Below are 21,800 nucleotides of genomic sequence, written 5' to 3'. Positions count from 1 at the left end.
CAGCCTTGATTACCGACCTCCCATCACCCGCATCGCCATGAACAACCTGGTGGGTTTACACAGCTAGTCCGCTGACGAATTCCTGTCGCGCGACGGCAGGTCGCGCGCTTCCGGTGCATCGGATGCGTTGCGCTGCGCCTGCGGCAGCGCGCGCGCCTGCTGGTGTTCGGCCAGCCAAAGGCGAAAGCCGGGCTCGTCCAGCGGGCGGCAGATCAGGAACCCCTGCAGGCCGTCGCAGCCGAGCCGTTCCAGCGCGAGCCGCTGCGGCACGGTTTCCACGCCTTCGGCCACGGTGGCCATGCCCAGCCGGTGGGCCACGTCGACGATGAAGCCCGCCAGCGGATTGGCCGTGTTGGGGCTCAACTCCCGGACGAAGGCGCGGTCGACCTTGAGCACGTCCAGCGGCAGGCGCTGCAGGTAGCTCAGCGAGGAGTAGCCGGTGCCGAAGTCGTCCAGCGCCAGCCGGAAACCGGCCGCGGAAAGCTGGTTGAGCGTGTCCAGCGCGCTGTCGAAGTCCTGCAGCAGCGCGCTCTCGGTCAGTTCCAAGGTGAGGCGCGAAGGCTCGATGCCCGCGGCGTGGACCTGCGCCTCCAGTTGTTCGGCAAAGCGTGGATGGTTGAGCTGCCAGGCGCTCACGTTTACCGCCAGGCGGCCGCCGAAGGCCACGCCGTCGCGGTCCCACGCACGGATGTGCGCGCAGGCCTGGACGATGACCCAGGCGCCAAGCGCGTGGATCAGGCCGGTCTCCTCGGCCAGCGGAATGAACACCGCCGGCGACAACTCGCCCAGTTGCGGGTGCTGCCATCGCAACAGCGCCTCGGCGCCGAGCAGCTCCCCGCGGCGGTTGACCTGCGGCTGGAAATGCAGCGCGAACTGCGTGGGCATGCGCTCCTGCTCCAGCGCGGTACGCAGGCCGCGTTCCAGAGCCAGCCGGGTGTCCGCCTCCTGCTGCATCGGGCCCAGGAACAGGCGCACGGTGTTGCGGCCGGCCGCCTTGGCACGATAGAGCGCGATGTCGGCGCGACGCATCAGATCGGCCACGCCTTCTTCGCCGGCAGGAAACGAGGCCACGCCCACGCTGGCGCCGACCGCCAGGATGCGGTTGTCCACGGTCACCGGCTCGGCCAGTCGCGCGACCATCCGTTCGGCCGCTTGCTGGGCCTGCGCCTGCGCGGCCTCGGCGGACCCGGCCAGCGGGCCCAGCACGAGCACGAATTCGTCGCCACCCAGCCGTGCGAGCATCGCGTCGGCCGGTACGGCGGCGAGCAGGCGGTCGGCGATGGCCTCCAGCATGCGGTCGCCGATCGGATGACCGAGCGCGTCGTTGATGGTCTTGAAGTTGTCCAGGTCGATCAGCAGCACGGCGCCGTGCTGTCCGCGGGCCAGCACATCGGCGTGCAGTTCGGCCAGGTGGTCCAGCGCGCGCAGGCGGTTGGGCAGGCCGGTCAGGCTGTCGTGGTAGGCGACGTGGCGCAGGTTGAACTCGGCCTCGCGCCGGGTAGTGGCTTCGGCCTCCAGCCGGCGCGTGGTCAGCTCCAGTTGCACCGTGCGCTGGCGCAGCTGGGCGGCCAGCGACAGGCCCATCAGCAACACGAACGGCAGGAACGAGAAGGCATCGAGGTAGGGATAGGGATGGCCGAGCGCGTCCACCACGATGTCGCCCCACAGCAGCGCGGCGAACTGCGCCGCCAGGCAGATCGCCAGCAACGCGCCGCGCAGCCCCTCGCCCTCGCGGATCTGCTTTACCGCGCGCGCCATGGCCCACAGGAAGGCGAGGTAGGTCAGCGCATGGAACAGCAGGCCCCAGAGCGAGGCCGTGCCGGCGACGTCGTAGAGCTGCTCGCCCCAGGGCAGGGCGATGCCGGCCCCTGGCGCCAGCTCGACGAAGAACACGGTGCCGGGCAACAGGAAGTTGAGCCAGACAAAAAAGCAGGCCGTCACGCCCACCGCCAGTTGCAGCCGTGGTTGCGGCGGGCCGCCGGTGTAGGCGCGGATGAAGATCACGAACGGCAGGAAGGAAATCGCCGCGGCGCCGATCATGGTGCGCAGCGCGGCGGTGGCCACCGCCAGGTTGCCTGCCGTGTGCAGCAGGGCGTTGGCCAAGGCCAGCGTGGCGATGCACAGGCACAGCGACGCGTAGGACAGGTACATCGCCTCGCGCCGGCGCCACAGTCCGATGACGGCAAACTGCGTGCCCGACGCCAGGGCAATGCCGGCGGTCGCAAGCAGCGCTGCGGTGTAGTAGCCGAACGTGATCGGGTCTGCGTCAACCACCATGCTCCCCCTGCATAAGGGCTGCCCGCGCACGATAACCGAACTGTGCATACGCGCACAGCAGGCCCGGCTTTGGAAAGGATCAGAAGCGATCCAGCGGCTCGAGCCCGTCCAGCGGCACTTCGATGGTGCAGACGACGCCCGTGGGCGCGAAATCCAGGCTGACGCGGCCGCCGATCTCATGGCGCAGGCCGCGCTCGATCAATCGCGAACCGAAGCCGCGCCCGCTCGGCAGCTCGACCGGCGGCCCGCCCGATTCGGTCCAGGTCAGGCGCAACCTGCCGTTGGCCTGCCACTGGATGTCGATCTGTCCGTCCTGGTTGGACAGCGCGCCGTACTTGACCGCGTTGGTGCCCAGCTCGTGCAGCACCATGGCAAAGGCCAGCGCGTGGCGCGGCGGCAGCCACACCGACGGCCCGTCCGCGTGCAGGCGGTCGTGGTGCTGGTCGCGGTACGGCGCGATCGCCTCGCGCACGATCTCGGCCAGCGGCGCACGGCCCCAGCTCTCGCGGGTGAGGATGTCATGCGCGCGCGACAACGCCATCAGCCGGCCCTCGAACTGGATCCGCGCCAGTTCGGGGTCGACGCCGGCGCGGAAGCTCTGCATCGCCATCGACTGCACGGTCACCAGCGTGTTCTTGACCCGGTGGTTGAGCTCATTGAGCAGCATTCGCTGGTGCTGTTCGTGGCGCTTGCGTTCGGTGATGTCGTGGAACAGCACGGCCACGCGCTTGTGCGTGCTGTCATCCAGTCGGCAGGCGTAGACGTCGAAGACCCGTCCGCGGGTCACCATGCCGTGCTCGAAGCGGAAGGCCTCGCCGCTGCCGATCACGCTGTCGAAGGTGTCGTACCAGAACGCCGAGACGTCGGGGAATACCTCGCGCATGGTCCTGCCGTTCACCCCGCCGATGCCGGTATGCGTGACAAAGGCCGGGTTGGTGCCCAGGTAGCGGTAGTCCGACGGCTGGCCCGGCGCGGTATCGACCTTTTCGAGCAGGCAGAAGCCCTCGTCGAGGGCGTCGAAGAGGGTGCGGTAGCGGCGCTCGCTCTCGCGCAGCGCACGCTCGGCGCGTGCGCGGGCGACCGCGGCCCAGATGCGTTCGGCGACCTCGCCCAGCAGCGCGATCTCCTCGTCGCGCCAGTGCCGCGGGCGCACCTGGTGGACGTAGAACGCCGCGACGAACCGGCCGCCCTTGAACAGGGGCACGCCCACGCCGGCGCGTATGTGGCCGGCATCGGCATAGACCTGTTCGCTGCCGCGCGTGCGGATGTCTTCCAGGGCGTCGTCCAGCACCACGGTCTGGCCGGTGCGGTACTGCGCCACCACCGCCGTGCCGAAGTCGGCCAACGGCACGCGTCCGGCAAGGCTGGGCATCTCGCCGTCGGTCCAGTCGCGCTCGACCGCGAAGAATTGCCCGCACTCGGACACCTCACCGTAGCCGCAGCGGCCCACGCGCAGGTGGCGGCCGACCATCTCGCTGATGGCGCTGGTGATCTGCGCGGCATCGTTGAGCCCGCGGATGCGGTCGCCCATCTGCAGCAGGAACGACTGGCGCGCCTCGCCCTGGCGCAGGCGTTCCTCCATGCGGCGGCGCTCGCTGGTGTCGCGCGAGACGCCAACCACCTGCTCGATGCGTCCGCCGTCGCCGCGCACCGGTCCCCAGACGAACTGGTAGTAAGCGCGCGGACCGGTCGGGCCGGTGAAGAACAGCTCGTCCTCGACCGTGTCACCCGTGTCGAAGATGTGTCGCAGATGACCGTCCAGCCGGTCGGCGAGCGCGGGTGGATAGCCCAGCTCCTGGAAGGTCTTGCCGATCGGATCGCCGGCCGGACCGAACAGGTGATGCATCGCGCGGTTGACGTAGGCAAAACGGTGTTCGCGATCGAAGGCGTAGATGTAGTCGGGGATCGAATCGAGCATCGCGGCGAACAGCCGCAAAGGCTGCGGCGGCGCCATCCCGTGCCCTGCGGTGCCGACGTTGCACAGGCGCGCCATCAGCGCCTGCTGGTCGCGGTCCAGCTGTGCCTGCGCTTCGCTGGCGCTGCGCAGGCGCACCAGTTCGGTCACGTCCTCGCAGCGGTGGAGCACCAGCGCGACCTCGCCCCGCGGGTCCAGCACCGGTGTATTGATGATGGACCAGTAACGCGGCCCCCGTTGGCGCGAGCGCTGGCGCTGCACCACCATCGGCAGGGTGTCGGCAACGCGCTGCGTGAGCACCCGTTCGAGCGACGCGCGCAGTTGGTGCTCGACCTCGGCGTGATTGGTCCAGGAGGCGAGCAGGTCGAAACCCGGCCGGCCGAGCAGGTTCTCGCTCGATTTGCCGCTGGCGCGCAGCAGCGCGTCGTTGGCGGCGACCACCCGGAAGTCCGGCGGCGCGAGCAGCAGCAAGGGTGCCGGCGCCGCCTGGAACAGCGCATGGAACCCCGCGCCCAGGCCGGCTTCGCCCATGACCCCGCGCAGGCGATGTTCGGCGCGCAGGCGCGAGGTGTTTTCCACGGCGGTATGGAACGCGCCGGCCACCCGCCCGTAGCGGTCGCGGATGGCCGAAAAGGTGAAACTGAAGAAGCGCTCGACCGGCGTGCCGGACGGGTCGTTGAGCAGCACGGGCCAGTTTTCCGCCTCGCTCGGCTCGCCGTGGATGAACACCCGGTCGAGCAGGGGCCCGATGACGTCGCGTGCCTCGGCCCAGTTGTCCAGCACCGGTCGGCCCAGGATCGCCGGATGCCGATGCTGCGCGATGGCACGGTAGGCATCGTTGTAGAGCTGCAGGCGTTGCTCGCCCCAGAGAATCGCGATCGGCAGCGGCGAAGCCAGGCAGATGTCGACCGCAGCGCGCAGATGCGGCGGCCAGCCGGCGATCGGTCCCAGCGCCGTGGCGGCCCAGTCGTGCCGGCGGATGCACTCGGCCATCTCGCCTTGGCCGACCGGCCATGAGGAGGAGTGCCGCGTGCTCTGGACCATGGAAAACTCCAAGGTGGCAACCGCTTGGGCATCATGGCAGCAAGGTTTCCCCGCAAAAAACTGACGCGGTAGGTAGTTTCGGTGACGCACCGTTCCGCCCCCACGCAGAGGCGCGGTGTCGATTGGCGGGGCTGTCGCGCGTCGTTCCGTATCGGCGCAAGGGCGCCAGCCACCGAAGGAAAGATCATGCGCATCCCCTCCCGCCTTGCCCGTCGACTGCTTCCCGTCGCATGGCTGCTGGCCGGTTCCGCCACCGCGGCGCCGGTGCATTACACGCTCGATCCGAACCACACTTACCCCAGCTTCGAGGCCGACCACATGGGCATTTCGACCTGGCGCGGCAAGTTCAACCACAGCCAGGGATGGGTGCAGATGGACCGGGCGGCCGGCCGCGGCAGCCTCGAGGTGCGCATTGCGCTGGACAGCATCGATTTCGGCCAGGACGCGCTCAATGCGTGGGCCCGCGGCAAAGACTTCTTCGATGTCGCGCACCAGCCGCGCGCGGTCTACAAGGGCACGCTGGCGGGCTTCGTGGATGGCGCGCCGACGCGGGTCGAGGGCAGCCTGACGCTGCATGGCATGACGCGGCCGGTGCAGCTGCGTATCGACCACTTCAAATGCATCCCGCATCCGGTGTCCAAGCGCGAATACTGCGGCGCCGACGCGATCGGCAGTTTCGACCGCAGCGCGTTCGGGCTGGACGCGGGCAAGGACTACGGCTTCGACATGCAGGTCGCGCTGCGCATCCAGGTCGAGGCCCTGCGCGACAAGTGACGAACGCTGCGCGATTCCTCGCCGGCGTCTTCACGCGCGGCTGGGCAACCTCGCTGCGCTGGCGCATCGCGCTTCCCTTGCCGGGTGGCACCCGGCTCCCCGCACCCCCCCTGCGGTGGCCCATGGCTGAGCCAGGGCAAGGAAGCGCGATGCGCCGCGTTCGTTTCCACGGCATCGCGATGCCCGCCACCTGGAGTCACACGTCATGTCCGACGACGGTTACCGCTGCGGCCACGCGCCCTGCCAATGCACCACCAAGCCTGGCGGCGATCAATACTGCAGCGATCATTGCCGCGAGGCGGCCACCTCGGGCCGCGCCGAAGCCGGTCCGTGCGACTGCGGTCACGCGGTCTGCCAGAGCAATCCCGAGGGCGACCTGCGCCAGGGCCGGGAGTGAACTAGTAGGGCGTGCCGTCCTTGTGGACGTAGCCCTGATCGCCTTCGACGTACAGGTCGATGTCCGGGTAGTGGCAGGCGTCGTCGGCCGAGCGCGTGCCGATTTCGAGATACACGGCCGTGTCGCTTCCGCGGTTGACCAGGTGGTGGCCATCGGCCACGTTCTTCGCGAACGCCGCGCAATCGCCCGGCCGCAACGGCTGTTCGCCCGCGTCGGTGATGAGCACCAGTTCGCCCGACAACACATAGACAAATTCGTCCTCGCGCGTGTGCCAGTGGCGCTGGCTTGACCAGCCGCCCGGCGGCAGCCGGGTCAGATTGACGCCGAAATCCGACAAGCCGCCGGCATCCCCAAGCGCCTGCTTGATGCGATCTTTCGCAGCTTCCGCGTAGGGCGCCGGGTAGCCCGAGCCGCGGCGCTCGGGGACGTTCGGGACATCGATCTTCGGCATGTGGAATGCTCGCTGGGGGTGAGGTCGACATTCTGCACTGGACCCGTGGGGAGCCGCTTGCGGGCGATGCGCCCTGCGGAGCGCTGGAGAAGAGCATCGCCCGCGAGCGGGCTCTTACAATGTGCTTTTGACTTGCCGGACGCCCATGCACCAGAGCTCCCTGGGCGGCTTTGCCGCGCCACACCCGACCGACCGCCTGTTCTTCGCTGCGATGCCACCGCCGGAGGTCGCGGAGCGCGTCGCGACGCTTGCCGGCGGGCTGCGCGAGCCCTTGGGCCTGCGCGGGCGCCCACGGCCCACCGGGCACCTGCACGTGACGCTGCATCACCTGGGCGACTTCGCCGGCCTGCCGCAGCAGCGGGTGGACGGCGCCTGCGCGGCGGCGGAAGGCGTGGCCGTCCCTTCGTTCGAGGCGCGCTTCGATCGCGTGGGCAGCTTTCGTGGGCGCCCGGGGAAGCACCCGTTCGTGTTGCTGGGCGAGGAGGACTCGACAGGGCTGACCAGGCTTTACGAAAGCCTCGGGACGCGACTCGCCGCGGCCGGTCTGGCGCGGCCCGAGCGTGGCTTCGTGCCGCACGTCACGCTGCTCTACGACGCCCGCACCATCGCGCCGCGGCCGATCGAGCCGCTGGGCTGGACGGTACGCGAGTTCCTGCTCATCCACAGCCTGCTCGGGCGCACCGAGTACCGCGTGCTCGGCCGCTGGTCGCTGCCGGCCGGCTAGCGCCGTGCGCACGCGGTCACGACGCGGGCGTCGTTAGCGTGGGCCGCGACCCTCAGGAACACATAGATGAAGAAGCCCAGGCGCCGACTAGGACTGATCCTGCTGCTGGTGGCACTGCTCGTGCTGCTGGTGCTGGGTGCGCTGCGCTGGCGCCAGCAGTTCCGCGCCGCGCCCGCGGACCAGACGCTCAGCCCGGCCGCAGACGCATCGGTGCGTTGAAACTCAGTCTTCGCTGTCGACTACCTTGCCGCTGGCCGGATCGATAGTGAGCTCGACGCGGTGGTCGTTCTTGTCGTCGGCCTTGGCGTGCCACACACCGTCGTCGAAATCCACGTCGTGGACATGGGTGTAGCCCTGCGTGGCGAGCGACGCACGCACGTCGTCCGCGCTCAGGTGCGAGACCTTCTCGTCCGGGTAGACCTTGCCGCTCTTGGGATCGATGCGCAGCGATACGTCGTTGCCGTCCGCGCTCTCGGCGTCGGCCCGCCACATGCCGCCATCGAACTTCAGGTCATCGATGTCGCTATAGCCTTGGTGGATGAGCGTTTCGCGGACCTGCGCCTCGGTCATCGCCTGCTGCGCCATCACCGCACCGGAGGCGCCGAAGGCCAGCGCGAGGGTCATCATCGAAGCGAGCTTTTTCATGCCGTTCTCCATGCGAGTGGTTGGCCCGAGTCTTCGGGCGCAAACGGCAATGGGTGATGAAAAAGCCGTGAGGCGGGCGGGGGGTGTTCAGGCAGGCGGGTGTTCAAGGGCTGCTCTGGCTGCGGTGCCTGATTAGCGTCGAGCCTCAGGGGAGAGCCCCCTTAAGCGGACGTTCCTCCCGGGCTGGCTCGCCTGCCGCGGACTTCCGATCGGGCGCTCGGGAGCTGAGTCAAGAAGACTTGCGGGCTTGTGTGCGCGAGCGCCGCACTGGCTCCCTCTCCCCCCTCCCGGGGAGAGGGAGCGAAGGCCTTCCCGCAACGTGGCTCGCCTGCGACGGGCGAAGAACGGCCTGTCAGCGCCCCTGGTCCAGCCGATCGAAATCCGTCAGCGCGTTGAGCACCAGCGGGTAGCTCCCCAGGGTTTCCCCGCGCCAGATCGGGTTGCCGGCAAACAGCAGCACGTGCCCCTTGCCGTAGTGCGCCTCGACCACCGCCGCGCGTTCGGCCATCTCGCCGCCGCCGTCCAGCAGGCCCGAAACCAGCAGCCGCTTGGCGTCGGCGAAGCGCAGGATCACCCGCGGCCGCTGGTTTTCAGGGATCACCCAGGGGTTGTTGTAGGCCTGGTCTTCGTTGAGCGGCAGCGCCTGCCACGGCTTGGCGTCGGGCAGGGCGGGCGGCTGGGCGAAGGGGCGGCCTTCGGGCACGTCCTCGTCCTGCGGGCCGCCGCGGCCGGTCGGCCGTTCGGCATCGCGCGCGGAGGGCAGGCCGCGGTCGCCGGTGAGCAGGTTGGAGACGATGAAGGACTGCCCCTCCGAGCTGTAGAGCGCCAGGTGGTCGCCATAGCCCGCGGCCACCGGGCTGTCGTGGCCCACAACATCGGCCTGCAGCACGCTGCCGACCACCTTGAGCTTGGCCGTGGGCGTCACGAACACGCCCGGCGCGAGGCCTGCATCGATCGCGAACCGCGCGGTGTCCTCGGCGGTCACCAGCAGGCCGCCCTCCCGCACGAAGCGCCGCAGGTTGGCCAGCCCCGCCTCGCCGAGGCCCGGGCGGATGTCCGGCGTGCTGTCGATGTGGCCCAGGTTGGGCGTGAGCGCGCTGGTCTGCCAGGGCATCGGTGCACCCCACATCGGCAGGCCGTCGACGATGCGGCGCAGGCTCGCGCCGCCGACGGGCGCGAACAGGATCGCGTCGTACCTGGCGTGCAGGTCGGGCATGCGCGCCACGTCCTGCGTGCTGATGTAGTCGTAGCGAACGCCCAGCTGATCCAGCGCCATGCGCCACCAGCCCTCGGTCTGCGTGCTGAGCCAGGTATGCATCAGCGCCACGCGGGGCAGCTTCGCGCCGGTGGCGTCGACGCCGGCCAGGCCGGCGGGCACTTCGACGGGCTTGTCCAGCCGTGCCATGGGCGCCTTGAGCACTCCCGGATCGGTGACACGCACCACCTCGACGTCGAACAGGTCGCCCATCGACCAGCCGGTATCGTCGTAGGGATGCTGCTGCGGGTCCTTGGGCGACCAGTACTGGCGGTCGAGCAGGGTGTCGGCGATGCGCGAGTAGGGCTGGTCCATGCGCACGACATAGCTGCCGGCGGGAAAGCGGCGCGTGCGGGTCTTCTTGTCCTCGCCCGCAGCCGGCAGGGTGACGCTGAAGGGCGCGCTGGCACGGCTGATCTCCACGTGCTGGCGCTCGAGCACACGCAGCAGCTGGGCCTGGGTGCCAGCACGCTTCTCGTCGCCGGGCAGGACGTAGGCGGCGGGGCCAGCCTCGGTCGGCTTTTCGATCGAGCGCTTGCCCTTCAGGTAGAAGTTCTTCAGGAACGCCTGGCCGTTCTGCGCGAAGTAGTCCAGCGCGGTGAGCACGCCAGTCTGCTCGTAGTTGTTGTTGTTGCGCTGCGACCAGGTCACTTCCGGCAGCGGCGGGTTGGGGCGGTACCAGGTGCGCTCGTACTCGGACGGATCGAGGATGCGCTTGCGCGTGTCGGCGCCGCCGTTGCCGAAGGTTTCGTACAGCCGGCTGATGCCGTTGTGCATGGCGGCGATGAACATCAGATACCCGGGACTCCAGGTGTCGAAGTCGCCGTGGGTGAACACGCCCGGCAGCCCGAGCTGGGTCATCTTCTGCACGTTGTCCCAACCCAGCTGCTGCCACTCGCTGGTGAGGATCGGGTCGATCCAGGCGTTGTAGGGGCCGTCGCCGACGGTGTTGTCGTACAGGAACGGCACCGACTCGTGCAGGTCGTGCAGCACCTGCGCGTGCCAGCCGATATAGGTATCGGCGACGTTGCGCGTCAGGGCCAGGGTCATGCCCATCGCGTCGCGGTTGTTGTCGTGCGCGACGTAGTGCCCCCAGTAGAGCAGGTGCGGGTAATCCTGGCCGGGGTGCGCCTTGTGCCAGTGGTAGAGGTCGACCATGCGGTCGCGCCCGTCCACTTCGACGATCGGCGTGATCAGGGTGATCACATGCGAGCGGATGTTGCGGATGTAGGGCGCATCGTCCACGGCGAGGCGGTAGGCCAGCTCCATCAGTGCGGTGGGCGCGCCGGTTTCGGTGGAGTGGATCGAACCGGTGATGTAGTAGACCGGTGTGGTTTCCCGGATCAGCGCATCGGCCTTCGCGTCGTCCATGTCGATCGTGCGCGGGTCGGCCAGTTGCGCCAGGCGTGCGTCGTTGGCCTGGAGGTTGGCCAGCAACGCCTCGTCGGCAATCGCCACGGCGATCATTTCGCGACCTTCCTCGGTCCTGCCGATGCTGAAAACCTTCACCCTCGGGCTGGCGGTGTCCAGCGCGTGGAAGTAGCGATAGACGTCGGCCGAATAGGGCAACCAGTCGGCGGCGCCCGAAATATGCCCGAGCACTTGCAGCGGCGTAGGCACGCTCGACGAGGCGGGCAGGTAGTCGGTCAGCGGCGTGTTGAACTTCGGATCGGTGGTGAAGCGGGCGATCTGCGCGGTGTAGGCCTGGTCGATCGGCTGGCCCGGGTCGCGCGCGAAGGCGCTGGCGGCGAGGGCGTCGGCGGCGTGGGCGGCCAGACCGGTGGCGGCCAGCGCGAAGCCGGCAAGGCAGGGCAGGAGGCGCATGGGTTCCCCGAATGTGCGAAAGGCGGGAACCAATGTGCCAGAAATGCGGGGGCGCGGCGGGGCCTCCCCCATCCGCCTGTCGGCACCTTCCCCCGTAAACGGGGGAAGGCTCGGGTTGAGCCCTCCTCGAAAGGCCCGTTGCCAGGAGCTGCCGCAGGTGAGCCTTCCCCCGTTCACGGGGGAAGGTGCCCGGAGGGCGGATGGGGGAGGCCTTGCCTCGGCCCTACCGCTCGCGCGCCAGCGAGACCCACGTCGGCGCGTGGTCGCTCGGATGCGGCAAGCCCCGCACCCACCGGTCCACCCCCGCCTCCTTCAACCGCGGTGCCAGCGCGCGATTGAGCAGCAGGTGGTCGATGCGCAAGCCGGAATTGCGCTCCCAGTGCTGGCGGAAGTAATCCCAGAACGTATAGACGCGCTCCTCGCCGAACTGCTGGCGCAGCGAGTCCGTCCAGCCCTGGGCCAGCAGGTCCGCGTAGCGCGCGCGGCTTTCCGGCTGCAGCAACGCGTCCTTGCGCCACGAGCGCGGGTTGTAGATGTCCTCGTCGGTGGGCACCACGTTGTAGTCGCCCGCCAGCACCACCGGATGCTCGCTTTCGACCAGGCCCTGCGCATACTCGATGAAGCGGTCGAACCAGGCCAGCTTGTAGTCGAACTTGGGGCCTGGCTGTGGGTTGCCGTTGGGCAGGTACAGGCAGCCGACGATCAGGCCGTGCGCCGCCGCTTCCAGGTAACGGCTCTGGGTGTCCTTGGGGTCGCCCGGCAGTCCGCGGCGGCTTTCCAGTGGATCAGCCCCGCGGGCCAGGATCGCCACGCCGTTCCACGAACGCTGGCCATGCCAGATCGCGCCGTAACCGGCGTCGCGGATGGGCTCGACGGGGAACGCCTCGTCCGGCGCCTTCAGTTCCTGCAGGCAGACGATGTCCGGCGCCTCACGCTCCAGCCATGCCAGCAGCGAGGCCAGGCGTGTACGCACGCCGTTGATGTTGAACGTGGCGACCTTGAGCGGTTTGCGGGCGGGCATCGGCGGTCCTCAGTACTGCGCTGCGCCCAGCGCGGAGAGCCAGTCCAGCACGCGGCGCGTCCACGGACGGTGTCGCCATTGGTCGAGGGTGAGTTCCTCCGACCGGCCGATGTCGCGGTCGACCACCTCGGTCATGTGCGCGGCGAAGCCGTGGTCGAACACCAGCACGTTCGATTCGTCGTTGAGGCTGAAGGAGCGGTTGTCGAAGTTCGCGCTGCCGGCGATGGTGAGGTAGCCGTCGACGATCATCAGCTTGTTGTGGAACAGCGCCGGCTGGAAGCGGTAGATGTGCGCGCCGGCCTGCAGCATCTCGCCCCAGCGGGTCTGCGAGGCATTCTTGATGATCTGGCTGTCCGTGTAGGGCCCGGGCACCACCAGCCGGATGCGCACGCCGCGCGCCAGCGCGCGCTTGAGCGCGGACATCGTCAGGTCGTCCGGCACGAAGTAGGCCGCCTCCAGGTCGATCGCCTTGCGCGCGCCGTCGATCGCCATCAGGTACATCAGCTGCAGGTTCTCGCTGCCGCCTTCGGGCGAGCTGGCGACGGTCTGCACCGCGATGTCGCCGGCCGCGGGCACCTCGGGGTAATACGCCGATCCGAGCAGCGCCTGGCCGGTGGTGGTGATCCAGTTGTCCTCGAACACCGCCTGCATCTGCAGCGCGCCGGGGCCGGTGACGCGGATCTGCATGTCGCGCCAGATGTCCGGCTTGTCGCCGTGGCCATTCCATTCGTCGGCGATGCCCACGCCGCCGGTGAAAGCCACGCGTCCGTCGACGATCAGCAGCTTGCGATGGGTGCGGTTGTTGAAGCGGTCGATGTCGTACCAGCGCAGCGGGTGGAAGTATTCGAAGTGCACGCCACCGGCGCGCAACGCCTCGACCACGTCCTCCTTCATCTTCGAAGAGCCGACCCAGTCGGCGATCACGTGCACGCGCACGCCGGCGCGGGCGCGTTCGGTCAGCGCCTGCACGAACTCGTCGGCGACGTGCCCTGACCAGTAGATGTAGGTCTCCATGTCGACGCTCACCTTGGCCGAGCGGATCGCCTCCAGCATGGCAGGGAAGATTTCGGCGCCATTCTGGAAATCCGCCACCGCGTTGCCGTCGACGATCGTCGGGCCGAGCAGGTTGCCGATCTCGCGCCGGAACTGCGGGCTTTCGACCGGACTGAGCGGACCGAGCGGGTGGACCAACTGTTGGGTCTGCGGCACCAGGTTGAGCGCCAGCACACCGATCACCAACGCCGCGAATCCGCCGAGCCCAGCCCATAGCAGGCGTCGCTTCCAGTTTGGCCGCGGTGGTGGGCGGGTTTCGCCGGTGTCGCGGGTGGGGGCGGGTTCGGCGGGCATGGCGTCTCCTGGCTGGTGGCAACCCTGTCGGAGCGCACCCGGTGCGCGACCACTCCCCGCAGGTCGCGCACAGGATGCGCCCTGCCAAGGAACCAGGCTCATCATCCGGCGCCGGCGTGCAGCCCGGGTCAACGCCTTCACCTGCCCGGCACCGCCGCGGTTGTCTGCTGTGCGTGGAACGCCCCGGGAGAACGCATGACCGACAAGGCCGTACGCAGGGTCGAGCGCCGCGCCGACGTGCGCCGCGCGCTCGCCAACAGCACCGCGACGCACCGCAAACACAAGCGCCCGCTACGCTCCGGCCACAAGCTGTGGTTGCTCATCTACGCATTGGTGCTGGCCGGGCTGGGCGTCCTGTTCTACCTGCTGCGGCTGGAGTTCTTCGGCATCCTCGGGCGCTACCTGCCGATGGCCAGGCGCGCGACCGTGGGCGCGATGGCGATCGTGCTGACCCTGGCGGCCTCCCGGCTGGTGCGCGCGTTCGCCATCGAGCGCGCGCAGACGGCGGTCACGCGCTACAACTTGAAGCGCATCCTGCGGCTGGTGGTGTACGTGATCCTGGCGCTGATCGTGGTGTCGGTGCTGTTCGCCAACTGGTACGCCGCGGTGGCGTCGCTGGGGCTGATCTCGCTGGTGCTGGGTTTCGCGTTGCAGACGCCGATCACCAGTTTCATCGGCTGGGTCTACATCCTGGTGCGCGAGCCCTACCGCGTCGGCGATCGCATCCAGATCGGCGATGCCACCGGCGACGTGATCGACGTGACCTACCTGGACACCACCCTGTGGGAAGTCGGCGGCCCGTATCTTTCCTCCGATCATCCCAGCGGGAGGATCATCAAGTTCCCCAACGCCAACGTGCTGACCAGCGCGGTCTACAACTACTCCTGGCCGGTGTTCCCGTACGTCTGGAACGAGGTCTATTTCCAGATCGCCTACAACAGCGACTTCGCCTTCGTGGCGCAGGTGATGCGCGAAGCCGCCGAGGAGGAACTGGGCGAGGCGATGCTGGCGCGCGTACGCACCTTTCGCGAGGTGCTGGCCAAGACCCCGGTAGACGAGTTGCAGGTCAACGAACGGCCGTCGGTGCTGTTCCGCGTCAACGCCAATACCTGGATCGACGCCATCGTGCGCTACGTGGTCGATCCGCGACAAGCCGGCAGCGTCAAGACGCGGTTGATCGGGACCATGCTGGCGCGGCTCAACGCCGAACCCGACCGGGTGAAGTTTCCCAAGGGCGACAACCGCTAGCGCGGTGCCGGCGGGTTTATCCCACACCCCTGTCCGGCGGCGAAACCGCACCGGATATCTCGGCGCTGTGCACGGTGTGCGACCAGCGTTGCAGCGTCTGGTAGAGCCGCTCCTGCCGCGTCAGCACGCCCTGGTGGGAGCCCTTGGGACGGGTCTGCTCGATCGGCTCGCGACTGAGCGCACGCCATCGCTTGACCAGTTCGGCCGGCGCCGGATGCGATTCGACCAGCGCGCGCAGCACCAGCGACATCGCCTCCACTTCGTTCTTCAAGCCATCCAGCTCGTTGCCAACCTGGGTAAAGGACACCGGCCGGCTGCTTGAAATCTCCATGACACTCCCTCGGGTCGCGCGCCGGCGCCCCCGCGCCGGACGACTGTGACGTTGCACGCGCCGCCGTGGTCGCCGCGTGCACGCCGCCGAGGTGAAACGGGGCAGGAGGCTGTGACCGTGAACTGTTTCAGCCGGTTGCGTACAGGGCGCGCTCCCTGCCGAAAAGCGACCGGTCCCGGTGGGAGCGCCCTTGGGCGCGACCGCCATGCCGATTGGAACCCGCGGTCGCGTGTGCGGAGCTCCGGCATGGCCGGACGCGCGAACCAATAAAAAGAGCCGCCTTGCGGCGGCTCCTTCAGCGAAAGCATCGAGCGCGTTACGCGGCGCGCGAGGCTTTCTTGCGGTCGTTTTCGGTCAGGTGCTTCTTGCGCAGCCGGATTTCCTTCGGCGTCACCTCGACCAGCTCGTCGTCGTCGATGAAGTCCAGCGCCTGTTCCAGCGAGAACTTGATCGCCGGGGTGAGCTGGATCGCGTCGTCCTTGCCCGAGGCGCGCATGTTGGTCAGCGGCTTGGGCTTGATCGCGTTGACGGTCAGGTCATTGTCCTTGGCGTGGATGCCGACCAGCTGGCCCTCGTACACGTTGTCGCCCTCGGCGGCGAACAGCTTGCCGCGTTCCTGCAACGGCCCCAGCGAGTAGGCGGGGGTGGTGCCGCCGGCGTTGGCGATCATCACGCCGTTCTGGCGCTTGGCGATCTGGCCTTCTTCCTTCGGACCGTAGTGGTCGAACACGTGGAACAGCAGGCCCGAACCCTGGGTCAGGGTCTTGAACTGGTTCTGGAAGCCGATCAGGCCGCGCGCCGGGATCATGTACTCCAGGCGCACGCGGCCCTTGCCGTCGGGCTCCATGTTCTTGAGCTGGCCCTTGCGGATGCCGAGGCGCTCCATCACCGGGCCCTGGTGGATCTCTTCCACGTCGACCACCAGCTGCTCGATCGGCTCCATCTTCTGGCCGTCGATCTCCTTGATGATCACTTCCGGACGCGACACGGCAAGCTCATAGCCCTCGCGGCGCATGTTCTCGATCAGCACCGACAGGTGCAGCTCGCCGCGGCCGGAGACCAGGAACTTGTCCGCGTCCGAACCCTGCTCGACCTTCAGCGCGACGTTGTGCACCTGCTCGCGGTCCAGGCGGTCCTTCAGCTGGCGGCTGGTCAGGAACTTGCCGCCGGAGAGGTCCTTGTTGCCGGCGAACGGGGAATTGTTCACCTGGAAGGTCATGCTGATGGTCGGCTCGTCCACGGTCAGCGCCGGCAGCGCCTCGGGGGTGTCGAGCGCACAGACGGTGTCGGAGATGGTGAGTTCGGCGATGCCCGAGATGGCGACGATGTCACCGGCCTCGGCGCTGTCCTGCTCGATGCGCTCCAGGCCCATGAAGCCGAGTACCTGCAGCACCTTGCCCTGGCGCTTCTTGCCGTGGCGGTCGATCACCGCGACCGGCATGTTCTTCTTCAGCGTGCCGCGCTGGATGCGGCCGATGCCGATCACGCCCACGAAGTTGTTGTAATCCAGCTGGCTGATGCGCATCTGGAACGGGCCTTCCGGGTCGACTTCCGGCTTGGGCGCGTGCTGCATGATCGCCTCGTAGAGCGGGGTCATGTCGCCTTCGCGGACGTTCTCGTCCAGCGAGGCATAGCCGTTCAGCGCCGAGGCGTAGACGATCGGGAAGTCCATCTGCTCGGGCGTGGCGCCCAGGCGGTCGAACAGGTCCCACACCTGCTCCACGACCCATTCCGGGCGCGCGCCAGGGCGGTCGATCTTGTTCACCACCACGATCGGCTTGAAGCCCATCGCGAACGCCTTCTGGGTAACGAAGCGCGTCTGCGGCATCGGGCCGTCCATCGCGTCGACCAGGATCAGCACGGTGTCGACCATCGACAGCACGCGCTCGACCTCGCCGCCGAAGTCGGCGTGTCCGGGCGTATCGACGATGTTGATGCGGTTGCCCTGCCAGGAAATGGCGGTGTTCTTGGCCAGGATGGTGATCCCGCGTTCCTTTTCCTGGTCGTTGGAGTCCATCACGCGCTCAGCCAGCACGGTACGCTCGTTGAGCGTGCCCGACTGTTTGAGCAGCTGATCGACGAGAGTGGTCTTGCCGTGGTCGACGTGGGCGACGATGGCGATATTGCGCAGTTTTTCGATGGACATGGCACAGGCCCGGGCGGCGCTTGGTCAGCCGCCACGTAAGTTTCGGAGGGGTAAACTCCGCAATTATACGGACTTGCGCGGCTTTTTGCCCGTGCCTTGGATGAATAGGCGAGCGCGGCGGGTTACCCCCTTCCGCCTGTCGGCGCCTTCCGCCGTAAACGGAGGAGGGCTCGCAACCGGGCACCTCGCCTTGGCTCTCCCCGGCAGGCGAGGGCGGCTCCCGGACCCGACCCCTTGCGATCGGCCCCTTCCCCCGTTCACGGGGAAGGGCCCGAAGGGCGGATGGGGAAAGCCTTGGCCTCAGACCACCCCGGTCAGCGCGAACACCGCGATCACCACGAACACCGCCAGCGTCTTGATCGCCGTGATGGCGAAGATGTCCCGGTAGGACTGCCGGTGCGTCAGCCCGGTCACCGCCAGCAGCGTGATCACCGCACCGTTGTGCGGCAGGGTGTCCATGCCGCCGGAAGCCATCGCGGCCACGCGGTGCAGCACCTCCATGGGGATGCCGGCCGCCTGCGCGTTGGCGATGAACGTGTCCGCCATCGCCGCCAGCGCTATGCCCATGCCGCCAGAGGCCGAGCCGGTGATACCGGCCAGCGCCGTCACGGTCACCGCCTCGTTGACCAGCGGATTGGGGATCGCGTGCAGCGCATCGGCCACCAGCTTGAAGCCGGGCAGGGCGGCGATCACCGCGCCGAAGCCATACTCCGATGCCGTGTTCATCGAGGCCAGCAGCGCGCCGCCGACCGCCGCCTTGCTGCCCTCGGCAAAGCGCTGCACTACCGGCCGCCAGGCAAACGCGAGCACGCACAGGATGCCGAGCAGCAGCGCCCCTTCTACCGCCCAGATCGCCGCGACCTTGGACACCTGCTGCACTACCGGCTCGGCCTTGCCCACCACGCTGGGCTCGAACGCAGTGGTTTCGCCGTAGACGTGCGGGATCCCGTCGGTGAACAGCTTGTTCGCCACGCCCACCAGCACCAGTGGCAGCAGCGCGACCAGCGGGTGGGCCAGCCGGCCGTGCTCGAACGGCGCCGGTTCGTTGACCAGATCCGTGCCGTAGCCTTCGCCCGCGGCCGCCGCCTTGCGCCGGCGTGATTCCAGGTAGGCCAGACCGACCAGCAGGATGAACACCGAGCCGATCGTGCCCAGCCACGGCGCCGCCCACGCGGTGGTGCCGAAGAACGAGGTCGGGATGATGTTCTGGATCTGCGGCGTGCCGGGCAGCGAATCCATGGTGAAAGTGAACGCGCCCAGCGCGATGGTGCCGGGGATCAGCCGCTTCGGGATCGCGCTGGCGCGGAACAGCTCCGCGGCGAACGGATAGACCGCGAACACCACCACGAACAGCGACACACCGCCGTAGGTCAGCAGCGCGCACACCAGCACGATGGAGAGGATCGCCCGGCTGCGGCCCACCAGGCCGATGGTCGCCGCCACGATCGCCTTGGAAAAACCCGACAGCTCGATCAGCTTGCCGAACACCGCGCCGAGCATGAACACCGGGAAGTAGAGCTTGAGGAAGCCCACCATCCTGTCCATGAACAGGCCGGTGAACATCGGCGCGACCAGCGAAGGATCGGTCAGCAGCACGGCGCCCAGCGCCGCGATCGGCGCGAACAGGATGACGCTGTAGCCGCGGTAGGCCGCCGCCATCAGGAACGCCAGCGCGACCAGAACGATCAGGAAAGCCATCGAGCCTGTTCCCCTTGCGGCGCAAGCGGCGCCGATACGAATGCGGCGAGTATCGGCAGCATGGCGGCGACCGGGCACTGTACGAAGGTACAAGTGCCCGCACGCGCCCGCCTGCCTAAGCTCGCTACATCAAGGAGCACGCGTCTCCCTGTGCGTCATTTCCGCGAAAGCGGGGCCAGCGAAGCTCGCAGAACGGCCGAAAGCCGGCCCTGGAAGGGCGAGCGTAGCGAGTCATCCACGTGCCTGGTGGGAAGGGCAAAGTGGGTTCCCGCTTTCGCGTCAATGACGTCCGGAAGAGTGTGGTTCGCGCAAAGACGTCCATGGCAACCCGCGCGGTTGCATTACAACTCAAGGGGGAGTCATGCAACGCACGCATCTGAGTCTGGCCATCGGCATGGTGATCGGGGTGGCTTTCGCCATGCCGGCGCTGGCGCAGTCGGGCGGCACGCCGCCGCAGGACGCCGGCAAGCCGGTCAACGCCAGGCAGCTGGAACAGGTGACGGTCACCGCCCGCAAGCGCGAGGAAACGCTGCAGGACGTGCCGATCGCGGTCAGCGCCTTCACCGCGCAGGCGCTGGAAAAGCAGAACGTGCAGAACCTGTCCGACCTGCAGGGCAAGGTGCCCTCGCTGCAGATTTACGCCGCGCGCGGCTCCAACACCACGCTCACCGCCTACATCCGCGGCGTGGGCCAGGCCGACCCGACCTGGGGCTTCGATCCGGGCGTGGGCATCTATCTGGATGATGTCTACCTCGCCCGTCCGCAGGGCGCGGTACTGGACGTGTTCGACGTCAGCCGCATCGAGGTGCTGCGCGGCCCGCAGGGCACGCTGTACGGCAAGAACACCATCGGTGGCGCGATCAAGTACGTCTCCAACCCGCTGCCGGTAAAGACCGAAGGTTCGGTGGAAGTGACCGCGGGCACGCACGGCGAGAAGGACGTCAAGGCTAGCCTCGGCGGTGCCAGCGCCGATCACGTGTGGCGCGGTCGCATCGCCTACGCCAGCGCGCACAACGATGGTTTCGGCAAGGACATCCTGACCGGCAGCCGCAACGGCAACAAGAACACCAACGCCGCTCGCGCCACGGTGGGCTTCTTCCCGAGCAGCGCGTTCAACATGCAGCTGTCGGTCGATGGCGTGCGCGACAACTCCAACCCGCGCGGCGCCAAGATGCTCACGGTCAATGCGCTCGACCCGGGCTACCCGCCGCTGGACAGCGACTTCGACACCCGCAGCGGCTTCGCCCAGCTCAACCACACCAAGCTCTACGGCACCGCGCTGACGATGAACTGGATCGCCAGCCAGGACTGGTCGCTCAAATCCGTCACCGCCGTGCGTGGTTCCTCCACCGACACCAACATCGACTTCGACACGCTGCCGGAAAAGATCGCCGACGTGAACGCGGTCTACACCGACCACCAGTTCAGCCAGGAATTCCAGGCCAATTACGACGCCGGCGGCACCGTGCACGGCGTGTTCGGCGTGTACTACTTCGACGGCACGGCCAACGGCCACATCCACAACATCTTCCTCGGCTCGCCGCCGTATTCGACGCTGGGCCTGACCCAGTACGGCGGCACCGGCGGCAGCATGGGCACCAAGAGTTATGCCGGCTACGGCGACTTCACCTGGGACATCAGTCCCGACTGGAGCCTGGACGTGGGCCTGCGCTACACCCACGAAACGAAGACCGCGCTGATCCAGAACTTCGGCTACTCGGACGACACCTTCACCACGCCGATCGCCACGCTGGCCGACTTCAACGGCTCGCACGCGACCAACAACGTCTCGCCCAAGATCTCGCTGGACTGGAGCGTGAGCGAGCAGGTCAAGCTCTACGCCAGCTACTCGGAAGGCTTCCATTCCGGTGGCTACAACATCCGCGCCAACTGCGTGGCCGTGCCGGCCTCGTGCCGCCCGATCGACGACGAGAAGGTGCAGTCGTTCGAGCTGGGCAGCAAGATGAGCTTCTTCGACGACGCGCTGATGATGAACACGGCGCTGTTCCGCAACGTCTACTCGGACATCCAGTTGTCGGTGTTCAGCTCCTACACCCTGCCCAACGGCAGCCAGGGCTTCTTCGGCGATTTCACCAATGCCGGCAAGGGCCACATCGACGGTCTGGAGGAAGAGTTCGCCTGGAAGCCGTCGGAGCACTGGACGCTGCGCGGCAACGTGGCGTACCTGCATACCAAGTACACCGAGTACATGACCGGCGGCGTCAACATCGCCGACCAGCAGAAGTTCACCAACGCGCCGAAGTGGTCCGGCGGCCTGTCGCTGGAGAACACCACGCCGCTGGCGAACGGCGGCAGCATCTCGGCGCGGATCAACTACACCTACCAGACGATGGTCTACCCGGAGACCACGCTGTCGCCGCTGATCGCGCAGCCCGCCTACGGCCTGTGGAACGCCGGGGTGATCTGGCAGGTCAACGATCCCTGGTCGCTCAGCCTGCAGGGCACCAACCTGGCCAACAAGTCCTACCGCACCACCGGCTACAACGTCGGCGCGCTGGGCATCTACACGGGCTTCTACGGAGCGCCGCGAATGGTCACGTTGAGCGCCCGATACAAGTTCTGACGTCGCACCTTTCTCCTGCGGCAGGGGAGGCGCCGGGACAGCCACTCCCCGCCAACCGGCTCCTTTCCTGCCTGCGGGATGCCATCCTGTAGGAGCGCCCTCGGGCGCGACCGCCATAC

General features: G+C 68.0%; 16 protein-coding genes. 6 read left to right on the top strand and 10 right to left on the bottom strand.

Annotation, left to right across the window (positions count from 1 at the left end; all coding sequences use genetic code 11):
* Window positions 1-63: 63 nt before the first annotated feature.
* Together J7I44_RS13200 and J7I44_RS13195 are read right to left on the bottom strand one after the other, a co-directional pair.
* Window positions 64-2,277, bottom strand: coding sequence for a putative bifunctional diguanylate cyclase/phosphodiesterase (locus J7I44_RS13200; RefSeq protein WP_209621658.1), 2,214 nt, complete (start codon window positions 2,275-2,277; stop codon window positions 64-66).
* Window positions 2,278-2,356: 79 nt separating this feature from the next.
* Window positions 2,357-5,236, bottom strand: coding sequence for a PAS domain-containing protein (locus J7I44_RS13195; RefSeq protein WP_209621656.1), 2,880 nt, complete (start codon window positions 5,234-5,236; stop codon window positions 2,357-2,359).
* Window positions 5,237-5,422: 186 nt separating this feature from the next.
* On the opposite strand from J7I44_RS13195, the gene J7I44_RS13190 reads away from it, so the two are divergent.
* Together J7I44_RS13190 and J7I44_RS13185 are read left to right on the top strand one after the other, a co-directional pair.
* Window positions 5,423-6,010, top strand: a complete 588-nt coding sequence (locus J7I44_RS13190; protein WP_209621653.1) for a YceI family protein — start codon at window positions 5,423-5,425, stop codon at window positions 6,008-6,010.
* 205 nt (window positions 6,011-6,215) lie between these two features.
* Window positions 6,216-6,407 (top strand): hypothetical protein, encoded by a 192-nt coding sequence (locus J7I44_RS13185; protein WP_209621650.1) that lies wholly within the window; start codon window positions 6,216-6,218, stop codon window positions 6,405-6,407.
* A 1-nt stretch (window position 6,408) separates the two neighbouring features.
* On the opposite strand, the gene J7I44_RS13180 is transcribed toward J7I44_RS13185, so the two are convergent.
* On the bottom strand, window positions 6,409-6,858 hold the full coding sequence (locus tag J7I44_RS13180) for a cupin domain-containing protein (RefSeq protein WP_209621647.1): 450 nt from the start codon (window positions 6,856-6,858) through the stop codon (window positions 6,409-6,411).
* A 145-nt stretch (window positions 6,859-7,003) separates the two neighbouring features.
* Between J7I44_RS13180 and thpR the strand changes: the two genes are divergently transcribed.
* Complete coding sequence (thpR, locus tag J7I44_RS13175; RefSeq protein WP_209621645.1) at window positions 7,004-7,582, top strand: RNA 2',3'-cyclic phosphodiesterase; 579 nt, start codon at window positions 7,004-7,006, stop codon at window positions 7,580-7,582.
* Between the two features lie 66 nt (window positions 7,583-7,648).
* On the top strand, window positions 7,649-7,801 hold the full coding sequence (locus tag J7I44_RS13170) for a hypothetical protein (RefSeq protein WP_209621642.1): 153 nt from the start codon (window positions 7,649-7,651) through the stop codon (window positions 7,799-7,801).
* Window positions 7,802-7,804: 3 nt separating this feature from the next.
* Here the strand turns inward: J7I44_RS13170 and J7I44_RS13165 are convergent, their stop codons facing one another.
* From J7I44_RS13165 to J7I44_RS13150, 4 genes are all read right to left on the bottom strand, one after another.
* The gene (locus tag J7I44_RS13165; RefSeq protein WP_209621641.1) at window positions 7,805-8,227 is read right to left on the bottom strand and encodes a PepSY domain-containing protein; all 423 of its coding nucleotides are present in this window, start codon (window positions 8,225-8,227) and stop codon (window positions 7,805-7,807) included.
* 352 nt (window positions 8,228-8,579) lie between these two features.
* Window positions 8,580-11,306 carry a M14 family zinc carboxypeptidase gene (locus J7I44_RS13160; protein WP_209621640.1) on the bottom strand — a complete coding sequence of 909 codons (2,727 nt, stop codon included), beginning with the start codon at window positions 11,304-11,306 and terminating at the stop codon, window positions 8,580-8,582.
* 223 nt (window positions 11,307-11,529) lie between these two features.
* Entirely contained in the window at window positions 11,530-12,327 is a 798-nt protein-coding gene (gene xth, locus J7I44_RS13155) for an exodeoxyribonuclease III (protein WP_209621636.1), read from the bottom strand.
* 9 nt (window positions 12,328-12,336) lie between these two features.
* Window positions 12,337-13,674 (bottom strand): phospholipase D-like domain-containing protein, encoded by a 1,338-nt coding sequence (locus J7I44_RS13150; protein ID WP_209621632.1) that lies wholly within the window; start codon window positions 13,672-13,674, stop codon window positions 12,337-12,339.
* Window positions 13,675-13,869: 195 nt separating this feature from the next.
* Here J7I44_RS13150 and J7I44_RS13145 point away from each other — a divergent pair, with 195 nt between their 5' ends.
* Window positions 13,870-14,922, top strand: coding sequence for a mechanosensitive ion channel family protein (locus tag J7I44_RS13145; protein WP_209621629.1), 1,053 nt, complete (start codon window positions 13,870-13,872; stop codon window positions 14,920-14,922).
* 16 nt (window positions 14,923-14,938) lie between these two features.
* On the opposite strand, the gene J7I44_RS13140 is transcribed toward J7I44_RS13145, so the two are convergent.
* From J7I44_RS13140 to J7I44_RS13130, 3 genes are all read right to left on the bottom strand, one after another.
* On the bottom strand, window positions 14,939-15,253 hold the full coding sequence (locus J7I44_RS13140; RefSeq protein ID WP_209621627.1) for a hypothetical protein: 315 nt from the start codon (window positions 15,251-15,253) through the stop codon (window positions 14,939-14,941).
* Between the two features lie 316 nt (window positions 15,254-15,569).
* A complete protein-coding gene (typA, locus tag J7I44_RS13135; RefSeq protein ID WP_209621624.1) occupies window positions 15,570-17,399 on the bottom strand; it encodes a translational GTPase TypA in 1,830 nt (609 codons plus the stop codon).
* Window positions 17,400-17,699: 300 nt separating this feature from the next.
* Entirely contained in the window at window positions 17,700-19,097 is a 1,398-nt protein-coding gene (locus J7I44_RS13130; RefSeq protein WP_209621623.1) for a GntP family permease, read from the bottom strand.
* 361 nt (window positions 19,098-19,458) lie between these two features.
* Here J7I44_RS13130 and J7I44_RS13125 point away from each other — a divergent pair, with 361 nt between their 5' ends.
* Window positions 19,459-21,681: a TonB-dependent receptor gene (locus J7I44_RS13125; RefSeq protein WP_209621620.1), complete on the top strand. Its 2,223-nt coding sequence runs from the start codon at window positions 19,459-19,461 to the stop codon at window positions 21,679-21,681.
* Window positions 21,682-21,800 lie beyond the last annotated feature (119 nt).

The sequence above is a fragment of the Frateuria flava genome (genome assembly GCF_017837635.1).
In the GTDB taxonomy this organism is placed as follows: domain Bacteria; phylum Pseudomonadota; class Gammaproteobacteria; order Xanthomonadales; family Rhodanobacteraceae; genus Frateuria_A; species Frateuria_A flava.
This window is presented reverse-complemented; position numbering and strand designations above follow the sequence as displayed.

Coding starts and splice junctions, on each gene's coding strand:
- J7I44_RS13200 (WP_209621658.1), bottom strand. CDS start 2,277: ATGGTGGTTGACGCAGACCCGATCACGTTCGGCTACTACACCGCAGCG.
- J7I44_RS13195 (WP_209621656.1), bottom strand. CDS start 5,236: ATGGTCCAGAGCACGCGGCACTCCTCCTCATGGCCGGTCGGCCAAGGC.
- J7I44_RS13190 (WP_209621653.1), top strand. CDS start 5,423: ATGCGCATCCCCTCCCGCCTTGCCCGTCGACTGCTTCCCGTCGCATGG.
- J7I44_RS13185 (WP_209621650.1), top strand. CDS start 6,216: ATGTCCGACGACGGTTACCGCTGCGGCCACGCGCCCTGCCAATGCACC.
- J7I44_RS13180 (WP_209621647.1), bottom strand. CDS start 6,858: ATGCCGAAGATCGATGTCCCGAACGTCCCCGAGCGCCGCGGCTCGGGC.
- thpR (WP_209621645.1), top strand. CDS start 7,004: ATGCACCAGAGCTCCCTGGGCGGCTTTGCCGCGCCACACCCGACCGAC.
- J7I44_RS13170 (WP_209621642.1), top strand. CDS start 7,649: ATGAAGAAGCCCAGGCGCCGACTAGGACTGATCCTGCTGCTGGTGGCA.
- J7I44_RS13165 (WP_209621641.1), bottom strand. CDS start 8,227: ATGAAAAAGCTCGCTTCGATGATGACCCTCGCGCTGGCCTTCGGCGCC.
- J7I44_RS13160 (WP_209621640.1), bottom strand. CDS start 11,306: ATGCGCCTCCTGCCCTGCCTTGCCGGCTTCGCGCTGGCCGCCACCGGT.
- xth (WP_209621636.1), bottom strand. CDS start 12,327: ATGCCCGCCCGCAAACCGCTCAAGGTCGCCACGTTCAACATCAACGGC.
- J7I44_RS13150 (WP_209621632.1), bottom strand. CDS start 13,674: ATGCCCGCCGAACCCGCCCCCACCCGCGACACCGGCGAAACCCGCCCA.
- J7I44_RS13145 (WP_209621629.1), top strand. CDS start 13,870: ATGACCGACAAGGCCGTACGCAGGGTCGAGCGCCGCGCCGACGTGCGC.
- J7I44_RS13140 (WP_209621627.1), bottom strand. CDS start 15,253: ATGGAGATTTCAAGCAGCCGGCCGGTGTCCTTTACCCAGGTTGGCAAC.
- typA (WP_209621624.1), bottom strand. CDS start 17,399: ATGTCCATCGAAAAACTGCGCAATATCGCCATCGTCGCCCACGTCGAC.
- J7I44_RS13130 (WP_209621623.1), bottom strand. CDS start 19,097: ATGGCTTTCCTGATCGTTCTGGTCGCGCTGGCGTTCCTGATGGCGGCG.
- J7I44_RS13125 (WP_209621620.1), top strand. CDS start 19,459: ATGCAACGCACGCATCTGAGTCTGGCCATCGGCATGGTGATCGGGGTG.